The organism is Mycolicibacterium neoaurum ATCC 25795 (assembly GCF_000691525.1).
Classification (GTDB): Bacteria; Actinomycetota; Actinomycetes; order Mycobacteriales; family Mycobacteriaceae; genus Mycobacterium; species Mycobacterium neoaurum.
Genome location: NZ_JMDW01000002.1, coordinates 71866 through 94235 on the forward strand (window position 1 = coordinate 71866; position 22370 = coordinate 94235).

Below are 22370 nucleotides of genomic sequence, written 5' to 3' on the forward strand. Positions count from 1 at the left end.
CCGTCATTGGGCTGTCCACCCGGTCATGACCGAGCCCGACCGGACCTGCCCGCTTCTCGGCTGAACCGATGCGCGAAAATTTCCGCGTATCGCACGCTGGTGAAAGGCGGGAATCGGGTGACAGACGTCCAGGATCCAACGGGCGGGATGTGGAAGGTCCGGCGCAAGACGTGGTGGTTCCCGTCGAACGTCTTCGGCCTCAACGATGTCCTCGACGTCGTGTTGTTCGTCGTGCTGCTGCCCTTCTGGCTCGGCTGGCCGTTCTGGTTTCTGGCCAAGCTGCTCGGGGTGCCGTGGGTCATCGTGATCGAGCGCGGTGACGAGACAGTAGCCACCGAGCGCGTGAAGGGACTACGCGCGGCGAACCGACGGGTGAAGGTGATCACCGAATCTCTGAGGTCGACTGGTAGCTATCCCCCGGTCGACCCGGATGCCGGCACGTGGACTGAATTGCGGTAGCACGTCGGACGATCCGCCCGGATCGCTCGCCCGGGAACGTCGAATATCGATGCACGAACACAGCTGCACAACGCGTTCACGAGGAAACGCCGGGGCTTTGGACACCGGTTGATCGTGCGATTCGCAATATTTCGGGCGCGTTCTGGCAAGCATGCCGGGCTTCGGCACTCGTCAACGTCTAGCGTGGACGAAATGGGATTGTTCAGCCACGAGGAGGTCCGGGATCCGGACGAGGGCGTGACCGGCAGCGCTGGCGGCGGGGCTGTTGCGAGGGCACGAAGCGCTGATGTCGACCAATTCGCATCAGATGACCCCGTGGTCGTTGGTCCGGGGATACCGCCAGACGATGGTTCGTGCGGCCAGTACGCCATTCAGTTTCACGTGTCGACGTCGATGCTCGTCGGGCTGACACGTATTGCCGGTATGCGCGGGGTCAGTGTGCCGGAGGTGTGCCGACAGGTCATCGGTGTGTTCGTCGCCCAACAGGAGGGCGAGCTGGGCGCGTTGCTCGCGGCTGATGCCGAGGTGACCGCATACCGGCCGAGTTTGGGTGAGGCGTAGCCGCAGCCTGCTGGGCCGGAGTGCCCGAACAACATTCTCGACCGCCGCGTGGAACGGCGTGGGTCCGAAACGCCCCGCGTGCCACCCACGAGAGTGGCATATCCCGACGCGGACCGACCAGCCCAACGGGTATCCGGGCCAAACGGTTTCCGGCAGAGCTTCTTTGGTCAGCTACACCTGATCCCACCGTGCCGGGTAGTAGCGTGCACGGATGGCAACGACGCCTCTCCCCGTGGTACTGGCCACGCTCGCATTGCGACGCAGACTCAAACAGTTCGCCGACAAGCTGGTGCCACCGCAGATCGCCATGCTGGACCTCGGCGAGGGTGTCGCCGGTGTCCAGATCGCCGCGTCCATCGCCGAACTCGGGATAGCCGATGTGCTTGCGGAGGCGCCGATGACAGCGGCGGCCATCGCCGCCCGGATCGGCTGCGACGAAGAGGCGACCCATCGCTTGCTGCGCGGCGCCGTCGCGTGCGACCTGTGCACAATGGACCGTCGCAGCGGTGCGGTGAGGCTGACCCGCATGGGCGCGGTGCTGCGCAGCGACCACCCTGCAACCTTGCAGGCCTGGATGCGCTACAAGGGCATGCGGTCGACCGTCGACGCCTGGGGCGGACTGGCCGCCAGCGTGCGAAGCGGTCGCGGCGCGTTCGAGATCGTGCACGGCATGTCGGTGTGGGAGTGGTTCGACGCGCATCCGGACGAGCGAGAGGTATTCGCCGCGACGATGCGCCAGGCCACCGACATCAGCGCCCGTGCCATCGCTCGGGTGTACCCGTGGCCCGATGGTGCCGTGGTGTGTGATGTGGCCGGCGGGATCGGCACGCTGCTGTCGGAGATCGTGGCCGGGTCGCGTGCGAACCTGCGCGGGATCCTTGTCGACAGTCCGGGCATGATCGCCGAGGCCGAACTGCTGCTCGCCGAACGCGGTGTCACCGACCGCATCGACCGAGTCGAGGGTGACTTCTTCCGTGCCGTTCCTGTCACCGCCGACATCTACCTGCTCAAAGATGTCCTGCACGACTGGGACGACGCCCGCTGCGCGAAGATCCTCGGCGCCGTGGCGGCGAGCATGCCCGTCGGCAGCAAGCTGGTGGTGATCGAGTATCTGCAGCCACCGAATCGACCGAATCCGTTCTCACCACTTCTCGACCTGCACACCTTGACCCAACGAGACGGCGGACGCCTGCGCTCGTCCGACGAATTGTCGGCACTGCTCAACGCCGCAGGATTACGGCCCACCGGCCGCACGTTCTCGGTCGTGCCGCACGATCTCATCGAGGCGGAGAAGGTCTGAACCCGTACCGCTGAACGATCAGCGGACAGCCAAACCCACCATCGGTATGAGACACATCACGCTCGATTCGGCGTGCGGATTCGGCTGCTGCCGACGTCTATTCAGGTAACTGAACAGAATCTCGACACCGAGGAAGTAGGGCGCATCGCATGAGCGAACACCGCGGAATCGTCAGCCGTCTCTTCGAGGGACTCGGGCGTGTTACCTGGGGCGTCGTCAAGCACAAGGTGCGCGAACGACGCGCCCAGCGGCAGCAACGCCAACGCTGACGGCACGAAAGTGTCTTAGCAACAATCCTTTAACTGCTAAACCGACTACTTGAAGGAGCATGATCATGACCACTCCCATCGCAGATCGCACCCCCGGCCGCCGTTCTGGGCGCATCGTCACCAAGTTCGGGCTCATCCTCGCGGCAGTACTCGTCGTGACCCTCGCTGTTTTCGCGCTGCAGAACACGGTTCACGCCACCGTCAACTTCCTTGGCTGGAACTTCGATCTGCCCCTAGGCATCTGGCTGCTCGGCGCCGCAGTCGTCGGCGCAGTCATCGCACTGATCGCTAGCGCCGCCCTTCGCCTGCGACGCGCCATCAAGTGAGCTGGTGGGCTAATTCATCGGCCTGCCGTTGGGCAATCCGCGCGGGGTTTTTGGGTGGCTGAGGCTCGTCGCGGCTAGTCCTCGTCCGATGCGGAGTCGCCGTAATGCCAAGACCGGGTTCGCACGGGGGTCACGTAGATATAGGTGGCACCGGGTCGGGGCGCGGTGGGCCACTCGGACTCCGGCACGCCGCGCGAGCGGGCACCGTGTCGTGCGAGTTCCAGCGTTTCAGCGGGATCCCGAACGATGCGTGCGTGACCCTGGAACATCACCCCGCGGATATCGGCCATGGTCGAGCCGTCTTCGAGCATGACGCTCACCCTCGGATTGCGCTCTATGTTGGCCACTTTGCGCGTGCCGTCCCGCACACCCATGACGACATCGCCGTCCAGCCGGAAATATCCCAGCGGCACGGTGTGTGGGAATCCGTCCTCATCGATGGTGGTCAGGATCGCCCAGCCCGGACGGCTGTCGAGAAGCGCCGTGATTTCGTCGTCGGTGAGTTTGCGCGGCATGTAACGAGGTTACGCGGGGGCGGCTCTCGACCGCATTGCAGCGAGAGCTTTGCGGCAGTTCCCGCGCTGTCGTCGGCCCAGGCAAGCGCTGGTTACCGCGCCATATTCGTGAACCGCGACAGGTGAAGCTGGTGCGCCACAGTGATATTCGCGGTCGGGCCGTTACGGTGCTTGCCGAGGATGATGTCGGCCTCGCCGCCACGGGGGTCTTCGCGGTCGAAGGCGTCGGGACGGTGCAACAGCATGACCATGTCGGCGTCCTGCTCCAGCGAGCCGGACTCACGCAGATCAGACACCTGCGGGCGCTTATCGGTGCGCTGCTCGGGACCACGGTTGAGCTGACTGATCGCGACCACCGGCACGTGCAGTTCCTTGGCCATCAGCTTGAGGCTTCGGGAGAAGTCCGAAACCTCTTGCTGGCGTGAGTCGTATTTCTTGCCCGAGCTCATCAGCTGTAGGTAGTCCACGACGATCAGCTGGAGGTCGGCCTTCTTCTTCAGCCGACGAGCCTTGGCGCGGATCTCCATCATGGTCAGGTTCGGCGAATCGTCGATGTAGAGCGGTGCCTCGCTGATCTCACTCATGCGCCGCGCCAACCGCGTCCAGTCGTCATCATTCATTCGGCCTGATCGCATATCGCCGAGCTTGATGTTGGCTTCGGCCGACAGCAGGCGCATGACGATCTCGGACTTGCTCATTTCCAGCGAGAAGATGACGCTGGCGAGCTGGTTCTTGATCGAGCAGGACCGCATGAAGTCCAACCCGAGTGTGGAATTGTGCGTGGGCACCATCGATCGGCTCGCGAGGTACATGTGGCTGCCGTTGTCGACCTCCACACACCGAACGGGCACCGAGCCGACCGGACGAACATCGACGACGAACCGGGACGAATGCCGTGCCGATCCGCTGTTTGCACGACGTTCCTTGTGCAGCAAGGCTTTACGCTCAAGGCCGAAGACAATGTCCTCGGTCGAGAACGTCAGTGTGTACGCGGTCGAGGTTTCCTCGCTGCGGCCATGCACCCGCTTCGTCGACAGCTGGCAGCGGTAGCCGAGACTGACGATCAGCTCTTCGACATCAGCGGCCAGCCGGCGGCTGGTGACGCTGAACTGAACCGAGCCGCCGTTCGTCACCGTGCCGTCGGTGTCGAGAAGCCCGGCCAGCAAGGCGCGTCGTTGGACCTCCGACGCCCGCAGGTAGTGCATCGGGATGTGCTTGTCACCCAGCACTCCGATGGTCCGCAAGCGAGCCTGCACGGACCCAACCGAGTTGCGGCAGGCCTGGCACAGGATCATGCCGCAGGAAGGTCCCCCACACTGCGAGCAGGTAGGGGCAGGAACGGGAGGCGTCGAGCGAGCACGGCCACCACAGTTCCTGCCACAGGTCCGGACCTGGCTGGTCCTGGGAACGAACAGTTCACCGCAGACCACGCACGGCTTGCTCTGAATCACCGGCGACGCCGGCAGCACCAGCTGGTACCGCATCGGCGACACTGACGGACGGGTGATGATGCCTTCGCCCTCTATCCGCATGAGAATCTCGGGATCTGCCGTGGTGATCTGCGCGGCCGCGCTGGTGCCGTCGCCGAGCCAGGCCCCGAGCGTGTACGGCGGAACCAGCAGGTCGGCATCAGCGGCCGCCAACGGCTTGGCATTGGACACCGAGTGATTGAGCCGCCGGTCCTGCGTCGCGCAACGCAATGTCCGGGAGATTTCTCCGGTCGTGCGTACTTGGGCGAACGTGCGCTGATTCTTGTACCGATCGTAACCGGTCGCGGCCGCCTGTGCGGACTTGCGTGAAGCACGCGTATCCGTCAGCCACTGATGCTGCTCATCGGCCACGATGACTGTCCCGTCGGAGAACTCGACCTCGTAGCAGGGACGGCCGACCATCACCTCCGTCGCCGCGACAACCCGCGTCGGCAAGCCGTCGTCCCCGATGAGGAAGTCCCCGACGGCGACTTCGCCCATCGTCGTCCAGCCGGTTGGCGTCGGGAGCGGGGTGTCCAACGCCAGCGCCTTCCCTACGCCAGGCCTCGCCGCAATGATGATCATCTGCCCGCCGTGCAGCCCGTTGGTGATCTCGTCCAGATCGATGAAGCCGGTGGGCACACCACGCGACATACCGCCCGAAGACGCGATGGCGTCGATCTCGTCCATCGTCGGCTGGAGCAGATCCTCCAGCGCCACGAAGTCCTCGGACTGATTCCGGTTCTCGGTGACGTCGTAGATCTCGGCCTGGGCCCGGTCCACCACATCGGCCACATCGGCGCCGTCTGCGCCCGCGTAGCCGTACTGCACCACGCGGGTACCGGCCTCGACCAGGCGTCGCAGCAGCGCCTTCTCGGCCACGATCGTGGCGTAGAAGCCGGCGTTGGCGGCGGTGGGCACCGTCGAGATCAGGGTGTGCAGATACGGGGCGCCACCGATGCGACGCAACTGTCCGCGCCGGTCCAGTTCGGCGGCGACGGTCACCGCGTCGGCGGGCTCTCCGCGGTCGTAGAGATCGAGGATGACATCGGCGATGTCCTGGTGCGCGGGACGGTAGAAGTCCGCAGACTTCATCTTCTCCAGGACGTCGGCAATGGCGTCCTTGGACAGCAGCATGCCGCCGAGGACGGCCTGCTCGGCGGCCATGTCCTGCGGCGGCTGGCGTCCGAAGTCCTCACGGGGCGGCTCATCGAGATCAGAGTGTCCACCGGAATGACTGAAGTCGTCTACGACCGCCACGAAGCGCCCCCACCTCCACTAGCAGATCTATCGCAAATGTGTTCGATCAACACGCTACAGCGACCCTCCGACAATGCGCCGACGAGCCTGCGACGGCCAACATATGGCTTTGCTCGGGCCGGTGCAATTCGGCCCTGTTGATAGCCCTGTGGATGGCGTGTGCACAGCTCAGGTGGACAATGTTGACGGTCTGGGGACAACCTGTGGATGAACGGCAGCGCTCAGGCCAAACCCGCAGTTGCAGACCGGTTTGGAGGTGTTCACAGCTGTGGACATCAACTGCCCCGGCGTGTCTCATCGGGTTGCCCGCTCGGGCGTGTTGGATAACGTCCGGAAGCCGGCGAGGTTAACAGCAAACGATGTTGCTGTGTTCAGAATCTCGGAATTGTGTTCGCTGGGCATGCACGACGATGCCCGGGTGGGAAGCAAGGGCTTCCCACCCGGGCATCGGGTGACTGCTTGAGCTATCCAGCGGTGACGTCGAGCTGGACCGCGGCGGTGACGCCGGGGTGCAGCTTCACACCGATCTGGTGGGTGCCGGTGGCCTTGATGTGGGCCTTGGGCAGCTCGACGGTGCGCTTGTCCAGGTTCGGGCCGCCGGCCTTCTTGATGGCGGCGACGACCGAAGCCGGGGTGACCGAGCCGAACAGCTTGCCGGTGTCGGCGGAGGCCTTCACGGGCAGGGTGACGGTACCCAGACCCTCGAGCGCGGTCTTCAGTTCGTTCGCGTGTTCGACGCCGCGAACTTCCTTGATCTCGCGGGCGCGACGGATTTCCTCCGCCTGGCGCTCGGCACCGCGGCTGGCAACGATGGCCAAGCCGCGCGGCAGCAGGTAGTTGCGGCCGTAGCCGTCCTTGACCTCGACGGCGTCGCCGGCGATTCCGAGGTGCTCGACCTCAGCGGTGAGAATGAGCTTCATGGTGTGTCTCTCCCCTACCGCGTCGACGAACCGAACGGCAGCAGAGCCACCTCGCGGGCATTCTTGACGGCAACAGCGACGTCGCGCTGATGCTGCACGCAGTTGCCGGTCACCCGGCGGGCACGGATCTTGCCGCGCTCGCTGATGTAGGTGCGCAGCAGCGCGGTGTCCTTGTAATCGATGTTCTGGTTCTTGCCCTTCTTGGAGCAGAACACGCACTTGCGGGTCTTGACCGGCTTCTCGGGTGCCGGCCGCCGCTTGTTGCTGGACTTGGCCATGGATCTATCTCTTTCTCAAATGATGTAAATCGTTGTCAGAAGGGCGGTTCGTCGTCGGCGCCGCTGTAGGAACCGGCCGCGGGCGCACTGCCCCACGGGTCGTCCTTGGGCTGCTGATCGGAACCGCCGCCGCGTGGCGCACCACCGCTGTTTCCGCCGCCGAATCCACCGCCGCCACCACCACGGCTGGCCTTGTTGACCTTGGCCGTGGCGTAGCGCAGCGAGGGACCGATCTCGTCGACCTCGAGCTCGACGACGGTGCGCTTCTCACCCTCACGGGTTTCGAAGGACCGCTGCTTGAGCCGACCCGACACGATGACCCGCGATCCGCGGGTGAGGCTCTCGGCCACGTTCTCGGCAGCCTCGCGCCAGATGTTGCAGCGAAGGAACAGCGCTTCGCCGTCCTTCCACTCATTGGTCTGGCGGTCGAACGTCCGCGGCGTGGAAGCCACGGTGAAGTTCGCGACGGCGGCACCGGACGGCGTGAAACGCAGTTCCGGATCGGCAGTCAGGTTTCCGATAACAGTGATGACAGTGTCACCAGCCACGAGGTCCTCCTGGGCGTCTAGTCAAAGCGGAGTATGTGTACGAGAGCAGTCGGAGGCGAGCCTACGGAACTGCACCGACGTGCACACGGTGTCGCACGGACTAGTGCTTGTCGGTCCGCATCACCTTGGTGCGCAGCACGGACTCGTTCAGGTTGAGCTGGCGGTCCAGCTCGGAAACGGTCGCGGGCTCGGCCTTGACATCGACCACCGCATAAATGCCCTCGGCATGCTTGGCGATCTCGTAGGCCAGCCGGCGGCGGCCCCAGATATCAACCTTGTCGACGCTGCCGCCGTCCTTGCGGATGACGTTCAGGAACGTCTCCAGCGAGGGAGCTACGGTGCGCTCGTCGAGAGTGGGGTCGAGGATGACCATGATTTCGTATGGACGCATAAGGAACCCATCACCTCCTATGGTCGTTGCGGCCACGGCGTGTCCGTGGCAGGAGGGTCGCCTGCGTCGGCAACCGCTCCAAGGTACAGGAACGGGCCGTGATCTGCGAAATCGCGAGCCAGTCACGCGTCGGCGCCATGCAGAGGTTGACTCTGCGGTGAGGGCGGGGGTTACTCGACCTTTGTCGCCGTGGGCGCAGAGTCAACGGGCGCCGTGGGCGCAGAGGCGACCGCGGGTCGCAGCCACGACGGCAGCCAGCGCGGCGGATCGTCGGGCGCCCGGTCGAACACGCCGCCGGATGGATCGTCGACACCGTGACGACGCACGAGATCGGATTCCGGGCGGCGGATCTGACGCACCACCAGAACCACCAGTGCCACCACCGCGATATCGCGCAGCAGCACCGTGGTGGTGAACCACTGCTCGGGCAGGCCGCGGTTCTGCTCGCCGTAGAGATAGAGCATCCGCGGCACCCAGACCAGCGCGTCGATGGTCATCCATGCCAACAGGATTCGTCGATGCGGCAGGGCCAATACCGCCAGCGGCACCAGCCATAGCGAGAACTGCGGACTCCAGACCTTGTTGGTCAACAGGAAGGCCGCCACCACCAGGAAGGCCAGCTGGGCGAACCGTGGGCGGCGGGCCGCGGTGAGCGCCAGGTAGGCAATGGCGGCGCAGCACAACAGGAACAGCACTGCCGAGACGGTGTTGGTGACCGTCGGGGGCTCCCAGAACCCGAGGCCCGGGTCGAAGCCCTGCCAGCCGGTGAACGACTTCACCACGTTGTAGATGGAGTCCATATCGTCACCGCGGCGCGAGTTGAGCCGGAAGAACTCCGACCATCCTCGCGGAAAGAGCAGCAGCACAGGCAGATTGACCAGAGCCCAGGTCAGCGCCGCGGCGCCTGCGGTCTTGGCGAACTCGCGCATCCGCCCGGTCCGCAGGCACAGCACCAGCAGCGGGCCGAGCAGCAACGCCGGATACAGCTTCAGCGCCACACCGGTACCGATCAGGACGCCGGCCAACAGCGGTTTCCGCCGTGCCCACGCCAGCATCGCGGCCGTCGCGCACGCCACCGCGAGGGCGTCGAAGTTGGTGAAGATCTGGAAGATCAACAGCGGAGAGGCGGCCACCAGCGCCGCATCCCAGATACGGCGCCCGGCCAACATCGCGGTCGCCCACACCGTCAACAGCCAGGCCAGTGCCAGCCCGAAGGCCGAAATGTTGAAGAACATCACCACTTCGGCCACCAGTGGTACCGAGACGACCGTCGTCAACGCCGAATAGGTCTTGGCCAGTGTCATCGACAGGTACTGATAGATCCCGGTGAGCACCGGATACTCCATGTACCGGACGGGCTCACTGCCGTCGTAGACGACGTGCGGCTTACCGTCGCCGTCCTTTTCTATCCAGCTCGACTTGTAGGGAAACTTGCCCTGGTTCAACAGTTCTGCGGTGTAAAGCGGGACGGTGTCGGAGTAGCACAGCTCGTAGTAGGCGCGCTGGTTCTCCCAGTTGGCGACCCGCTGCGCGGCGGTCCCGGTATCGGTGGACTGCAGGCAGGCGGCCTTGGTCGAATAACCGAGCGCCAGAAACACCAGGGCGATCAGCAGCATCACGCGCAGCGGGGTGAGGAACCGGGTCCGCCCGATCAGCGCGTGCCTGCCGACCGGGCCGCCGACGGGACCGACCAGCGCACCGGCGAGGACGTCGTTGCGGCTGGGCAGGTCGCGGTTGTCGGCGCTGCGCAGGTCTTCTGCCAGCGGTGCTGGCGATACAGTCCCGGCCAGCGGTGCCGGCGATACCGTCCCCTCCGGCTCCGGCGTCACGTCCCCAGCCGTCACGGGGGCGGAGCGCCCGGCGGTCCCGGGGGCAGTGGCTGACCGGGCGGCGGCGCGGGAGCGTTGGGATCACCGGGCGGCGGCGGGCCGATCGGCACGGTGGTCGGCGGTCCCCACGGGATCGTCAGACCGGGTGCGATCTCCAGCGTCGGCTGAATCACCGTCTCCGATGGCACCGGCGGGACCGGGGTGTCCGGGGGTGGCGGCGGGGCCGGCGCGGCCACGGGCGGTCCGGCATATCCGCCGATCTCGGTGGGCTTCGGGAAGGTCTCGTTGTCGGTGCCCTCCAGCGCACCGTCCATGGTCGCCTTCCAGATATCGGACGGCAGACCCGATCCGTAAACCGGCCCACCCCACTGGTTCACGAGCGGTTTGTCGCCGCCGGTGGTGCCGACCCAGACGGCGGTGGACAGCGACGGGGTGTAACCGACCATCCAGGCGTCCCGGTTGGCACCGGTGTCACCGAGCTGGTTGGTCCCGGTCTTGGCCGCCGACGCGCGGCCACCGGCGAGGTTGTGGCCGTTGGAATAAGCGGCGATCGGCTGCATGGCGGCGGTCACATTGTCGGCGACGTCGGCCGGGATGCGCTGCTCACCGTCGTCGCCTTGCTGGGACGCATCGAAGAGCACATTGCCCGAGGAGTCCTCGACCTTCTGCACGAAGTGCGGCCGGTGGTAGACCCCGGAGGCGGCCAGCGTGGCGTATGCCGAGGCCATGTCGATGACGCGGCTCTGGTACTGACCCAGGACGACACCGTTGTTGGGCGGTCCGCCCTGGCCATCCTCGCTCAGGGTGTGGTCGACACCGGGGAAGCTCTCGGCGATACCGGCCTGGTGGGCGGCATCGGCCACATCCTGCGGACCGTTCTGCAACTTGAGCATCAGACGGTAGTAGCTGGTGTTCAGCGAGCGCTTGAGTGCCTCGGCGATATTGCAGTTACCGCAACCGCCACCCTCGACGTTGGTGATCTTGATGCCGTTGAGCTCCAGCGGTGAGCTGTCGATGTTGTAGCCCAATCCGATGCCCTGCTCCAGCGCGGCCACCAGGGCGAATACCTTGAAGGACGAGCCGGTGGGCAGACCGGCCTGGGCGAAGTCGAAGCCGTTGGCGTCCGAACCGCCGTAGTAGGCCTTCACTCCACCGGTCTTGGGATCGATGGACACCACCGCCGACCGCATGTCCGGGTCCTGGCCGTCGAGTGTCTTGGCGACCGCCTCCTCGGCGGCCTTCTGTGCCTGCGGGTCGATCGTGGTGGTGATCTTCAGACCCTCGGTGTTGAGGGTCTGCTCGTTGATATCGAACAGGTCGAGCAGTTCCTTGGTGACCTGCCGCTCGATAAGACCATTGGGGCCGGTGGTCTGGTTGGCCTGGCTGGCGAAATCCGGTGGCACCGTAGCTGGGAAGACCTGGGCATTGCGATCGGCCTGCGACAGCGCGCCGATCTCGACCATGCCGTCGAGCACCCAGTTCCAGCGGGCGGCGGCACCCTCGGGATCCACGGCCGGATCCAGCGTCGAAGGCCGCTGGATCAGCGCCGCTAGCAGCGCACCCTCGGCGACGTTGAGCTGTTCGACGGGCTTGCCGAAATAGGCCTGAGCGGCCGCCGAGACGCCGTAGGCACCACGCCCGAAATAAATGATGTTGAGGTAGGACTCGAGCACCTGATCCTTGGACCACTCGCCCGCCATCTTGGTGGAGATGACGAGCTCCTTGGCCTTGCGAACCAGGCCGCCGACACCCGAGCGCTCGTCACCGACCAGCGCGTTCTTGACGTACTGCTGGGTGATCGTCGAACCACCCTGCAGACCACCGCCACCGCCGAACAGGTTGTTCAGGAAGGCACGCGCGAACCCGGTGAACGAGAAGCCCGGGTTGGAGTAGAAGTCGCGATCCTCGGCTGCCATCACCGCGTCACGAACGTGGACCGGGATCTGGTCGATCTTCACGTCCACCCGGTTGCCTTCCGGTGGAACGATCTTGGCGATCTCGCTGCCGTCGCTGGCCAGGATGGTCGACACCTGCGCTGTCCGGATATCGCCGGGCTTGGGGACCTCGACGATCATGTAGGCCATCCCGAAGGTCACCGCAGGAAGAACCAGGAAGACCACCAGCGCGGCATAGACCGCCCGGCGCACCCATTTCCACTCGAATCGGCGAGACCCGGGGCGACGGCGCCCGGACGGCCCACCTGGGCCGCCGGGCCCGCCCGTACCGACCGGAGGGGGTGGTTTACGCGGCGGGGCGCCGTCGAGTGCGGCCTTGACCACATCGATCGGATCCCGCAGATGCGGTGCCACGTCCGCGCGCACCGGGGGGATCAGCGCGGTTTTGCGGTCATCGGGGATGCCGCCGCCGGCGCGCGGGCGGGCGTGCTGGGGTTCGGGCGGCTGACGGCGCGCGTCGGGCGGAGTCGGATTCGGGGGTCGCCCGGCACCGACGGGCCGCCCAGAATCGGCACCCCCCGTCGGATTGCTGTGGCGCCCTTCGCTATTCACTGGCCGTACGCGCGCCGGAGCGCGCCGTCCGAGTGCCCTTCGGCCGCTGCGTCCCGTCCTTGGGCCGCGGCGAACCGAGCACGTATGACTTCACCAGATGATTCCAACTGCAAGTGCGGCAAACCTCCACCACGTGAACCGCGAACTCGTCGTAGCGTGTCGCGAGCAGGACCAATTCCTCGGCGGTGCGTGCCGAACCCGATACCGCACCAAGGTGCTCACCGAACACCCATGAGACCAGCGTCAGCTGTTCCTTCCGGCAGATCGGGCACGTCACCGAGCTTTGCTTGCCGTGGTACTTGGCGGCCCGCAGAAGATAGGGGTTGGCGTCGCACACCTCGGTGACACCGGTACGCCCGGAGTACACCTCGGCCAGCAGGGATCGACGCCGGAGGGCGTAATCCACCACCTGTCGCTGCAATCGCACGATCACCAGAGTACGTCGGCCCCCCAGCTACCGAGGCGTGACGGCAGCGCAACGGCGCCCGAACTTCTACTATCTCCTGTCGTGGCGGCACGATTCACAGGGCGAACACGCGCGAAGGACAGCGACCGCGATGCCACTTGCGCGCTGCTCGACGCAGCACACAGCGAAGGCCAGCTCTCCATGGTCGAGCACCAGGAGCGCATCGCAGCCGCCATGGCCGCCACCACGCTCGGCGACCTGGACGATCTGACCGCCGACCTGCAACACAACGCCGGGCCCCGCGCCGAGCAGGAACGCCGGCGACCGCACCGGACCAGGAACCTTGTCATCGCCGGCGCTGCCGCCGTCGTCGGACTGGGGGTCCTCGGCACGCTGGTGTTCTCCGGTTCCCGCGACGACGCCCCGCCCGAGGACCATCCTCTGGCCGCCACCCCCGAGGTGCTGATCCCGCCGCCGGTGACCACCGGTGCCGTGCCTGCCGTCGACGAGCCGCCCCCGCTGGTGCTGAACCTGCCGCGGTATATGAACACCGTTGAGGGCATGACCGGACTGCTGGAGGAGATCCGCACACGGTTCGGTAGCACCATGGGCTACGAGTTGGCCTTCAATCCGGGTCGGGCGTATCTGGCGGTTCCCGACCCCACCGGCGAGAAGCGGCTGCTCTACACATTTCAGGGCGGCTGGGGCGAACCGTCGAGCAGAGCGCGTTCCGATGGCGACGACCTGACCGATCTGGCGGCCTTCGACGTCCCCGCGGCGGTCGCCGCGTGGAACGCCGCCCCGGCGACGCTGGGCATCGCTCCCACCGATGTGATGGACACCTACCTCGACGTGGACCACGTCAGCGGTCCCGACGGTGGCCCCGGCGGGCTCGAGCTGCTGGTCCGGGTGTCCACCGACGGCGGCACCAACGGCTATATCTACCTCGACCCGGCCGGCACGGTGCTCCGTATCGAAAAGCCCAGCTGAGTCCTACGATCCTCTCGTGGCAACACGACAGACTGCGGGAACCCGGGCCAGGGACTCCGACCGTGACGACACCTGCAAGGTGCTCGACACTGCGATGGCCGAGGGACAGCTGTCCATGGAGGAACACCGTCAGCGGGTGGCCACCGCCACCACCGCCGCGACCCTCGGCGAGCTGCAATCGCTGGTGAGCGATCTGCAGACCGGTAGCTCACCGGTGAAACTGCCCGACCTGAAACCCGAACGAACCGCTCGGGCGATGGGTGCAGGAGCGGGCTGGGGTATCCGCGCCGCGGCCGCGGCGGTGTTGGTGATCTTCGGCATCGCGGTGGGCTGGGGGCTGTACGGGAACACCTCGTCACCGTTCAGTTTCCAGACCGACCCCGGCGCGAAGTCCGACGGCATCCCGGCGACAGTGCTCACCGCGCCGCGCCAGCTGCAGTCGCTCGGTGGGCTGAACGGCCTGTTCGAACAGATGCGTCAGAAGTTCGGCGACACCAAGGGCTACGACCTGACGATCTTCGACGACTACGCGTCGCTGGAACGCCCCGATCCCAACGAACCACGCAGGGTGCTCAGCTACAGCTACCGCGGCGGGTGGGATGACCCGTCCGAGACCAGCACCGGCAGCGACGCGCGGGTGGTGGACCTGGCGGCATTCGACGTACCGAAGTTCGTCGGCCTCATCCGCGGCGCCCCGCAGACCCTCGGCATCGATCCGGCCGAGGTGAAGTCCCTCCATGTCAGCATCGGTCCCAACACCGATATGACGGCGCCGCCGGAGAGCATCGAAATCAGCATTTACGTCACACCGAACTTCGGTAACAGCGGGTATATCGAGTTCAACGGCGATGCCACCGTCAAGCGCATCAACTACCCGAGCTCCTAGGGCTCGCGGCGCCGGGTAATTCACCCGCAAGACACCCAGCCGATCCCCGGTGATCGCGTCGTCGTGATGTCCCAGTGGCGTTGGTTATATCGGCGCGATACACTTCGCCGAGGTGTCGATCCGTCGTAGCGGTCGGCCGTCTGGGGAGGTGATTCGATGCTGGAGCTCGCCGTTCTGGGCCTCCTGCTGGAGTCGCCGATGCACGGGTACGAACTTCGCAAGCGCCTGACGGGTCTGTTGGGCGCGTTCCGGGCGTTCTCCTACGGGTCGCTGTATCCGGCACTTCGGCGCATGCAGGCCGATGGCCTCATCGTCGAGGACGCGGCACCCGACGGCACCCCGAAGATGCGGCGAGCTCGCCGCGTTTACCAGCTGACCGATGCGGGAAAGAAGCGCTTCACCGAATTGGTCGCCGACACCGGACCGCAGAACTACACCGACGACGGGTTCGGCGTCCACCTGGCGTTCTTCAACCGGACTCCGGCCGAAGCACGCATGCGCATCCTGGAGGGCCGGCGGCGACAGGTCGAAGAACGCCGCGAAGGTCTCCGCGAGGCGATCGCACGGGCCAGCACCTCACTGGACCGCTACACCAAGCAGCTTCACCAGCTGGGCCTGGAGTCCAGTGAACGCGAAGTGAAATGGCTCAACGAGTTGATCGCGGCCGAACGCGTCGCACAGAGCCCACCCGAACCGCAGCCGTAACCAGCACCGGAATTTCAGCAGGAGAAGGAGAACACCCATGTCCGAGACCACCGCGCCCAACGAGGTCAGGGTCGCGATTGTCGGAGTCGGCAACTGCGCATCCTCTCTGGTCCAGGGTGTGCAGTACTACCGCGACGCCGATGAGAACGCTTCCGTACCAGGCCTGATGCACGTCAAGTTCGGCCCGTACCATGTGCGCGACGTGAAGTTCGTCGCCGCATTCGACGTCGATGCCAAGAAGGTGGGCTTCGATCTGTCAGAGGCGATCTCGGCGTCGGAGAACAACACCATCAAGATCGCTGACGTTCCGCCGACCGACATCATCGTCCAGCGCGGCCCGACCCTCGACGGCATCGGCAAGTACTACTCCGAGACCATCGAGGTCTCCGATGCCGAGCCCGTCGACGTCGTCAAGGTGCTCAAGGACAACAAGGTAGACGTCCTGGTCTCCTACCTGCCCGTCGGTTCCGAAGAGGCCGACAAGTTCTACGCCCAGTGCGCCATCGACGCGAAAGTCGCCTTCGTCAACGCGCTTCCGGTGTTCATCGCCTCGGACCCGGTGTGGGCCAAGAAATTCGAAGACGCCGGTGTGCCGATCGTCGGCGACGACATCAAGAGCCAGGTCGGTGCCACCATCACCCACCGCGTGATGGCCAAGCTGTTCGAGGATCGCGGTGTCACGCTGGACCGCACCTACCAGCTCAACGTCGGCGGCAACATGGACTTCAAGAACATGCTCGAGCGTGAGCGCCTGGAGTCCAAGAAGGTCTCCAAGACCCAGGCCGTCACCAGCAACCTCAACGGCTCGCTGGCGGATAAGGTTTACGACAAGAACGTCCACATCGGACCGTCGGATTACGTCGCCTGGCTCGACGACCGCAAGTGGGCCTACGTCCGCCTCGAGGGTCGCGCGTTCGGTGATGTGCCGCTGAACCTGGAGTACAAGCTCGAGGTCTGGGACTCCCCCAACTCCGCGGGCATCATCATCGACGCCGTGCGCGCGGCCAAGATCGCCAAGGATCGCGGCCTCGGTGGCCCGATCATGCCCGCCTCGGCCTACCTGATGAAGAGCCCGCCCAAGCAGCTGGCCGACGACGTCGCCCGCGCCCAGCTGGAAGCCTTCATCGAGGGCTGATCCTCCCGCTCTGACAACTGCGCCCACCGCCGGGACCACATCCCGCGCGGTGGGCGCAGTGCATTGATCAACTCAGACCGGCATCGGCTCGTACACGAACACATTTCGTCCCGCCCAGTCGAAGATGATCGCGAAGAATCCATCGACAAGGCGTTGCAGCGGTGATCCCTGATCCGGTCCCAGTGGAAACACCACCGCCTCGGCCGTACCGGCTCGTGTGGCGATCTCGAAGCTCTGGCCGGGGGCACCATAGAGCCCGTCGCGGGTGCCGTCGAACAGGTCGTCGAGCCAGCCGATGGAGATATCGGCCGCCGCCTGGACATTGTGTTCGGCCGAGAAGCCGGTGATGACGTACTGGGCGAACTGCAGCAACATATTTCCGCTCTGGGAGTAGTCGGTGTGCAGGCCACCGACCAGGGAGACGCCATTGAATCGGTCGGGGCGAGCCGCCTGCAGCTTGTCGGCCATGTCGCCACCCCGGCTCCAGAAGTAGCGTGGCGACGAGACGAGATAGATCGGTCGCTCGTGCTCTCCGGTCAACGCGCTCAATGCATTAGAGACCGCCCGGGAACTCGCCGGTTCCACACCGTCCAAGAGCACCAGACCGACCAGATCATCGAGTTCGTCCTTTCGGGCCAGGTAACCGGCAGCCGCGGTGACAAGGGTGCCGCCCGCGGAATGACCGACGAAGGCGAACGTCTGCGGCAGCACGATCTGATACCCGGCTGCGGCACGTGCGCTCTGCACCAACGCTTCTCGATCGCCGACGAAGAGTTCGGCCACAGCCCGGTGCATCGGGTCACCACCCACCCACGCAGCTGCCGGATCGAAGAAGTTCGACGACAGCGAGGGCGCGACCACGATGCTGTTGGTCCGTTCGGCGATCCGGGCGGCGGTGTAGCTGTACATGGGACCGCTGGCCATGAACCCGTGCTGCAGGTAGATCAGGCGCGTGGACTGGTCGGCATCCTTGGGGAAGTACCAGTCGGCTTGCACGGTTCGGCCGCCGGCGACGGGTACGTCGAGTGTGGACGTTCGGACGGTGACGGTGGATCCGGGTGGCAGTGTCGGTGGCCCGTCGATCAGATGGATGGCACCCATCAGCAGATTGAGCACCATCGAACCGATCACGTTGACCAGCGGCGGTGCACCCGTCGGGGGCGCTGTTATCACCGCGTCCGCGGGGGTCGCCGACCCGGCGTCTGCGACGGCCGCCGGTGCCGTCAGATCGCCGGATGCGGAAGTGACGACCGCTGTGCTCTTCCGGTCGTCGATTTCGCGGACGTCGCCGTCCTTATCGTCGGCGCGGTGTTTGGCGGCATCGCCTCCCTTGTCACTGCGGTCCTGCGCGATCAGATCTCGGTCTGCGGTCTCGGTGATGACCGTTCGCCGTGGTGACTCACGCGTCGCGGACACCGGCTCGAGCGGGTCATCACCGGCTCTACCGACGCGAACGTCGCCGTCATCGGCGGACTCGGAGTCGGAGTCATCCGTGCGTTGCCCTTCCACCGGCCCGCGATCGGCGGGGTCGGCGTTCTCGCTGCCCTCGGCAGTCTCACCAGAGGCACCACGTTGCGCGGAACTCTCAACCGTGTTCGATCGACCGATTTCCGAGTCCGGTGAGGCCGCCGCGTCCGGAGCCGGCACGAGCATGATCACCGCCACCGCGGCCGCCGACAACCAGCCCGCCGCGCCGAACAGACCCCGATGAACTCCCACGTCCCATCCCCCTCATCTCCGGTATCCGCACCAGCCAGGCGTAATATATAGACACCAGGGTTTAGCTGTCTATATATTGCTCGCGCTAATCTCGGCGGGTGTCCGCCACACCCGCACGCCGCCCCCGGGGCAGACCCGTAGGGGGCGGCATGAGCGCCGACGAGGCGCGCACGGTACTAATGGACGCCGCGGAGGAGCTCATTCTCGATCGCGGTTTCCAGGCCTCCACGATGGAACTCATCGCCCGCCGGGCCGGATACTCGCGCGCCGCCATGTATCAGCATTTCCCCAATCGGCAGAAGCTGTTGGAGGCGCTCGTGCATCGCCGCACCGAGTATCACCAGCGGGCCATCCTGGCGCGCTTACCCGAGAATGCCGATATCGCAACGCTTCTGGTGGAGAGTCTGGTCATCGTGTCCACCGAGCTGATCAACGACCCGTTGCTCAGCACCATGTCCGAGCAGACCGATGAGGGCACCATGGCCTACCTGGTGGCTCATGCCAGCGGACTACCCGAGCAGATCGAACAACTCGTCGACGCGGTCACCGAGCATTCCGACGACGTGTTCCGCCCCGGGCTGGCGCCCGGCGATATCGCCACGTTTCTGATGACGACCGCATTGACACTGCTACTCGGCATCGTCCCGGGATCGAAGACGGCCGACACCGCTCGCCGCTATCTACACACCTTCGTCGTCCCGGCGATCTTCGCCGACCCGCCGCCCCCACAACACGTCTTCGGATGAGTGGTCCACCCACTTCTATACAGTCGGTTCATGTTCTCCGACGATGACCTCCTGGAACTCGACGAGTTCGCCCTGCTGCCCGAGAACGCCGAACAGGCCGGGGTCGCCGGGCCGCTGCCCAGCGCCGGCCGGCTGGACCTCGGTGATATCAGCGCCATCAAGTGGGGTCACGAAAGCCCGCAGGTGGTCTTCCTGCACGGAGGCGGTCAGAACGCCCACACCTGGGACACCGTCGTTCTCGGACTCGGGTTGCCCGCCCTGGCCATCGACCTGCCCGGGCACGGGCGCTCGGCCTGGCGCACCGATGGTGACTACGGACCCAAGATCAACGCCGACATCATCGCGCCGGTGCTGCGTGAGCACGCGCCCGATGCGCGCTTGGTGGTCGGAATGTCGCTGGGCGGACTGACCGCGCTGCGCATCGCGGCCACCGAGCCCGCGTTGGTCAAGGAACTGGTCCTGGTCGACGTCACGCCCTCGGCCCCCGAGCGCCACGAGCAGATGTCCAAGGCGCAGCTCGGCGCGGTGGCACTGGTGCAGGGTGAGCGCACCTTCCCGTCGTTTCAGGCGATGCTCGACGTCACCATCGCCGCCGCCCCACACCGCGACCGGATATCCCTGCGCCGGGGCGTCTTTCACAATGCCAAGCGTCTCGAGGATGGCACCTGGACATGGCGTTACGACACCATGCGCCGGCCCGCCGGGGACGACAGTGCCGGCATGCCCGCCTCCTTCCAGGGTCTCTGGGACGATGTCGCATCGATCACCATGCCGACCACCCTGGTGCGCGGAGCCAACTCCCATTTCGTCAATGACGAGGACGCCGAGGCGTTCGCCGCCAACGCCCCCGGCTTCTTGCAGACCCACATCGTCGCCGACGCCGGGCACTCCGTGCAGGGCGACCAACCGGTCAAGCTGATCGAGATCCTGCGCGGTGTGCTGGCGCGGTAAGAGTTGTTGACTTCCGTTAACCTGCTGCTTGCCGATTGCTAGCCCGGCTGCCGTAGCTTTCTGCCGCGAACCGTTCGTCCAGCCCACGAGCGGTCTTTCGGGTGGAAGGATCCTCGCACGCCATGGCGCTCATACCGCTGAACCTTTTTGTCGCACATGACGGTCGGTCGTCGCGTCAACATGTCACCTGCCGCTACCGTTGCGGCGATGCCTGCTCCAAGCCGGTGCCGAACACCAGCGACAACGAGTATTTCGGCGAGGTGCTGGCCGCGGTATCGCGCAGGTCGGCGCTCAAAACCGCCGGTATGGCCGTACTGGCGGTCGGCGCAGGCTCGGCACTGGCCGCCTGCTCGAGCAGCGGATCCGACACGGCGGCGACATCGTCATCGGCCGCACCCGCGGAGCCGCCGGTACCGGCCGGGATGAACTTCACCCCGGTGGCCCCCAACAGCGAGGACGCCGTGGTGATCCCCGACGGTTACCGTCAGTCGGTAGTGATCAGCTGGGGTGATCCGGTGCTGCCCGGCGCACCCGTCTTCGACGTGAACCGGCAGAGCGCGGCCGCGCAGCGTCAGCAGTTCGGATTCAACAACGACTTCGCCGGCCTGCTGCCCATCGAGGGAAGCAACGACCGATTCCTGCTGGTGACCAACCACGAGTACACCACCGAGCAGTTCATGCACCCGGGCTATGACGCCGACAACCCGACCCGCGAACAGTTCGAGATAGGCATTGCCGCACACGGCCTTTCGGTGGTCGAGGTGCAGCGCACCGCCGACGGTCTGCGTCCGGTACTCGGTCGCTACAACCGCCGGATCACGGCCGACACCCCGTTCACCATTGTCGGGCCCGCCGCGGGCACCGACCTGCTCAAGACCGCCGCGGACGCCAGCGGCCGCGAGGTGCTGGGCACCGTCAACAACTGCTCTGGCGGTGTGACACCCTGGGGCACGGTGCTTTCCGGTGAGGAGAACTTCAACTCCTACTTCGGCGCGCCCGCCGGGGCACCGGCGCCGACCGGTGTGACCGCCGACCGATTGAAGCGCTACGGCGTCGAATCCGAACCGACCGAACGCAAGTGGGAGACCTTCGACCCGCGCTTCGACATCACCAAGACTCCCAACGAATTGCACCGCTTCGGCTACGTCGTCGAACTCAATCCGTGGGATCCGGCGTCGGCACCGATCAAGCACACCGCGCTGGGTCGCTTCAAGCACGAGGCCGCCACCATCCACGTCGCCGACGACGGCACCGTCGTCGCGTACACCGGCGACGACGAGCGGTTCGACTACATGTACAAGTTCGTCTCCGCCAAGAAGATTCAGCCAGGCAACATGGCGCACAACATGACCATCCTGGACGAGGGCACGCTGTACGTCGCGAAGCTGTCCAGCGATATCCCGGCCGACCAGATCGACGGCTCCGGCGCCCTGCCGGCCGCCGGGAAGTTCGCAGGCACCGGTTCCTGGATTCCGCTGTTGCGGTCCGGGCCGGGCGGGACGGCCCAATCTCTGGTCGACGGCATGTCGGCCGAGGAGGTCGCAGTCTTCACCCGCTTCGCCGGGGACAAGGCCGGGGCCACCAAGATGGATCGGCCCGAAGACTTCGAGGCCAACCCCAGGAGCGGCAAGGTCTACGTCGCACTGACCAACAACAGCAACCGGGGCGCCGACGGCAAGGCCGGACCGGACGCCGCCAACCCGCGCAACGACAACAAGAACGGCCAGGTGCTGGAGATCACCGACAACCACACCGGGACCGACTTCACCTGGGAGCTGTTGTTGGTCTGCGGTGACCCGGAGGCGGCCGACAGCTACTTCGGTGGCTTCGACAAGACCAAGGTCAGCCCGATCTCCTGCCCGGACAACCTGGCCTTCGACAGCCACGGCAACCTGTGGGTGTCCACCGACGGCAACGCACTGGACTCCAACGACGGACTTTTCGCGGTCTCCCTGGACGGGCCGAGCCGCGGACTGACCAAGCAATTCCTGACCGTGCCGCTGGGGGCCGAGACCTGCGGGCCGGTCATCACCGACGACCTGGTCACCGTGTGTGTGCAGCACCCGGGCGAGAACGACGACAACAGCATCGACGACCCGCTGTCGCGGTGGCCCGAGGGCGGCAACGGCACCGCCAAGCCCTCGGTGGTGGCGGTCTGGCGAGACGGCGGCAGTATCGGCGTGTAATCACCGCGCACGGG

Annotated in this window: 21 protein-coding genes; 11 read left to right on the plus strand and 10 right to left on the minus strand. The window is 65.8% G+C overall.

Features of this window, described 5'->3' with window-relative positions; genetic code table 11:
* The first annotated feature begins 117 nt into the window (after nucleotides 1-117).
* The 4 genes from IC40_RS0101075 to IC40_RS0101090 all read left to right on the plus strand — a co-directional run bounded on the left by IC40_RS0101075 (nucleotide 118) and on the right by IC40_RS0101090 (nucleotide 2915).
* Nucleotides 118-459: a hypothetical protein gene (locus IC40_RS0101075; RefSeq protein WP_138158135.1), complete on the plus strand. Its 342-nt coding sequence runs from the start codon at nucleotides 118-120 to the stop codon at nucleotides 457-459.
* Nucleotides 460-840: 381 nt separating this feature from the next.
* Nucleotides 841-1020: a hypothetical protein gene (locus IC40_RS28160; RefSeq protein ID WP_234411509.1), complete on the plus strand. Its 180-nt coding sequence runs from the start codon at nucleotides 841-843 to the stop codon at nucleotides 1018-1020.
* A 211-nt stretch (nucleotides 1021-1231) separates the two neighbouring features.
* Nucleotides 1232-2320 carry a methyltransferase gene (locus tag IC40_RS0101085; protein WP_081843280.1) on the plus strand — a complete coding sequence of 363 codons (1089 nt, stop codon included), beginning with the start codon at nucleotides 1232-1234 and terminating at the stop codon, nucleotides 2318-2320.
* Between the two features lie 334 nt (nucleotides 2321-2654).
* On the plus strand, nucleotides 2655-2915 hold the full coding sequence (locus IC40_RS0101090) for a LapA family protein (protein ID WP_234411508.1): 261 nt from the start codon (nucleotides 2655-2657) through the stop codon (nucleotides 2913-2915).
* Between the two features lie 74 nt (nucleotides 2916-2989).
* On the opposite strand, the gene IC40_RS26725 is transcribed toward IC40_RS0101090, so the two are convergent.
* The 9 genes from IC40_RS26725 to IC40_RS0101135 all read right to left on the minus strand — a co-directional run bounded on the left by IC40_RS26725 (nucleotide 2990) and on the right by IC40_RS0101135 (nucleotide 13059).
* The gene (locus tag IC40_RS26725; protein ID WP_051644242.1) at nucleotides 2990-3430 is read right to left on the minus strand and encodes a pyridoxamine 5'-phosphate oxidase family protein; all 441 of its coding nucleotides are present in this window, start codon (nucleotides 3428-3430) and stop codon (nucleotides 2990-2992) included.
* A gap of 92 nt (nucleotides 3431-3522) precedes the next feature.
* Nucleotides 3523-6159 carry a replicative DNA helicase gene (gene dnaB / locus IC40_RS0101100; RefSeq protein WP_030132936.1) on the minus strand — a complete coding sequence of 879 codons (2637 nt, stop codon included), beginning with the start codon at nucleotides 6157-6159 and terminating at the stop codon, nucleotides 3523-3525.
* Nucleotides 6160-6623: 464 nt separating this feature from the next.
* A complete protein-coding gene (rplI, locus tag IC40_RS0101105; protein ID WP_030132937.1) occupies nucleotides 6624-7079 on the minus strand; it encodes a 50S ribosomal protein L9 in 456 nt (151 codons plus the stop codon).
* Between the two features lie 14 nt (nucleotides 7080-7093).
* Nucleotides 7094-7357, minus strand: coding sequence for a 30S ribosomal protein S18 (gene rpsR, locus IC40_RS0101110; protein WP_019512180.1), 264 nt, complete (start codon nucleotides 7355-7357; stop codon nucleotides 7094-7096).
* A gap of 35 nt (nucleotides 7358-7392) precedes the next feature.
* Nucleotides 7393-7905: a single-stranded DNA-binding protein gene (locus IC40_RS0101115; protein WP_030132938.1), complete on the minus strand. Its 513-nt coding sequence runs from the start codon at nucleotides 7903-7905 to the stop codon at nucleotides 7393-7395.
* 100 nt (nucleotides 7906-8005) lie between these two features.
* On the minus strand, nucleotides 8006-8296 hold the full coding sequence (gene rpsF / locus IC40_RS0101120; protein WP_018603055.1) for a 30S ribosomal protein S6: 291 nt from the start codon (nucleotides 8294-8296) through the stop codon (nucleotides 8006-8008).
* Between the two features lie 170 nt (nucleotides 8297-8466).
* Nucleotides 8467-10125 carry a glycosyltransferase family 87 protein gene (locus IC40_RS0101125; protein ID WP_191293456.1) on the minus strand — a complete coding sequence of 553 codons (1659 nt, stop codon included), beginning with the start codon at nucleotides 10123-10125 and terminating at the stop codon, nucleotides 8467-8469.
* An 11-nt stretch (nucleotides 10126-10136) separates the two neighbouring features.
* On the minus strand, nucleotides 10137-12632 hold the full coding sequence (locus IC40_RS0101130) for a transglycosylase domain-containing protein (protein WP_420866102.1): 2496 nt from the start codon (nucleotides 12630-12632) through the stop codon (nucleotides 10137-10139).
* Nucleotides 12625-13059, minus strand: a complete 435-nt coding sequence (locus IC40_RS0101135; protein ID WP_030132941.1) for a DUF5318 family protein — start codon at nucleotides 13057-13059, stop codon at nucleotides 12625-12627. The genes IC40_RS0101130 and IC40_RS0101135 overlap by 8 nt, the downstream gene beginning before the upstream one ends.
* 81 nt (nucleotides 13060-13140) lie before the next feature.
* Here IC40_RS0101135 and IC40_RS0101140 point away from each other — a divergent pair, with 81 nt between their 5' ends.
* The 4 genes from IC40_RS0101140 to IC40_RS0101155 all read left to right on the plus strand — a co-directional run bounded on the left by IC40_RS0101140 (nucleotide 13141) and on the right by IC40_RS0101155 (nucleotide 16754).
* Nucleotides 13141-14028, plus strand: a complete 888-nt coding sequence (locus IC40_RS0101140) for a DUF1707 domain-containing protein (protein ID WP_030132942.1) — start codon at nucleotides 13141-13143, stop codon at nucleotides 14026-14028.
* Nucleotides 14029-14044: 16 nt separating this feature from the next.
* Nucleotides 14045-14914 (plus strand): DUF1707 SHOCT-like domain-containing protein, encoded by an 870-nt coding sequence (locus IC40_RS0101145; protein WP_030132943.1) that lies wholly within the window; start codon nucleotides 14045-14047, stop codon nucleotides 14912-14914.
* 156 nt (nucleotides 14915-15070) lie between these two features.
* Entirely contained in the window at nucleotides 15071-15619 is a 549-nt protein-coding gene (locus tag IC40_RS0101150; protein ID WP_019512173.1) for a PadR family transcriptional regulator, read from the plus strand.
* 37 nt (nucleotides 15620-15656) lie between these two features.
* Nucleotides 15657-16754: an inositol-3-phosphate synthase gene (locus IC40_RS0101155; protein ID WP_030132944.1), complete on the plus strand. Its 1098-nt coding sequence runs from the start codon at nucleotides 15657-15659 to the stop codon at nucleotides 16752-16754.
* 72 nt (nucleotides 16755-16826) lie between these two features.
* Here the strand turns inward: IC40_RS0101155 and IC40_RS0101160 are convergent, their stop codons facing one another.
* Nucleotides 16827-18473, minus strand: coding sequence for an alpha/beta hydrolase (locus IC40_RS0101160; RefSeq protein ID WP_234411507.1), 1647 nt, complete (start codon nucleotides 18471-18473; stop codon nucleotides 16827-16829).
* 149 nt (nucleotides 18474-18622) lie between these two features.
* Here IC40_RS0101160 and IC40_RS0101165 point away from each other — a divergent pair, with 149 nt between their 5' ends.
* From IC40_RS0101165 to IC40_RS0101175, 3 genes are all read left to right on the plus strand, one after another.
* Entirely contained in the window at nucleotides 18623-19219 is a 597-nt protein-coding gene (locus tag IC40_RS0101165) for a helix-turn-helix domain-containing protein (RefSeq protein ID WP_234411506.1), read from the plus strand.
* A gap of 30 nt (nucleotides 19220-19249) precedes the next feature.
* Nucleotides 19250-20170: an Rv0045c family esterase gene (locus tag IC40_RS0101170; protein WP_030132947.1), complete on the plus strand. Its 921-nt coding sequence runs from the start codon at nucleotides 19250-19252 to the stop codon at nucleotides 20168-20170.
* Between the two features lie 122 nt (nucleotides 20171-20292).
* Nucleotides 20293-22356: a PhoX family protein gene (locus tag IC40_RS0101175; protein ID WP_030132948.1), complete on the plus strand. Its 2064-nt coding sequence runs from the start codon at nucleotides 20293-20295 to the stop codon at nucleotides 22354-22356.
* Nucleotides 22357-22370 lie beyond the last annotated feature (14 nt).

Coding starts and splice junctions, on each gene's coding strand:
- IC40_RS0101085 (WP_081843280.1), top strand. CDS start 1,232: ATGGCAACGACGCCTCTCCCCGTGGTACTGGCCACGCTCGCATTGCGA.
- IC40_RS0101090 (WP_234411508.1), top strand. CDS start 2,655: ATGACCACTCCCATCGCAGATCGCACCCCCGGCCGCCGTTCTGGGCGC.
- IC40_RS26725 (WP_051644242.1), bottom strand. CDS start 3,430: ATGCCGCGCAAACTCACCGACGACGAAATCACGGCGCTTCTCGACAGC.
- rplI (WP_030132937.1), bottom strand. CDS start 7,079: ATGAAGCTCATTCTCACCGCTGAGGTCGAGCACCTCGGAATCGCCGGC.
- rpsR (WP_019512180.1), bottom strand. CDS start 7,357: ATGGCCAAGTCCAGCAACAAGCGGCGGCCGGCACCCGAGAAGCCGGTC.
- rpsF (WP_018603055.1), bottom strand. CDS start 8,296: ATGCGTCCATACGAAATCATGGTCATCCTCGACCCCACTCTCGACGAG.
- IC40_RS0101150 (WP_019512173.1), top strand. CDS start 15,071: ATGCTGGAGCTCGCCGTTCTGGGCCTCCTGCTGGAGTCGCCGATGCAC.
- IC40_RS0101155 (WP_030132944.1), top strand. CDS start 15,657: ATGTCCGAGACCACCGCGCCCAACGAGGTCAGGGTCGCGATTGTCGGA.
- IC40_RS0101165 (WP_234411506.1), top strand. CDS start 18,623: ATGAGCGCCGACGAGGCGCGCACGGTACTAATGGACGCCGCGGAGGAG.
- IC40_RS0101170 (WP_030132947.1), top strand. CDS start 19,250: ATGTTCTCCGACGATGACCTCCTGGAACTCGACGAGTTCGCCCTGCTG.
- IC40_RS0101175 (WP_030132948.1), top strand. CDS start 20,293: ATGGCGCTCATACCGCTGAACCTTTTTGTCGCACATGACGGTCGGTCG.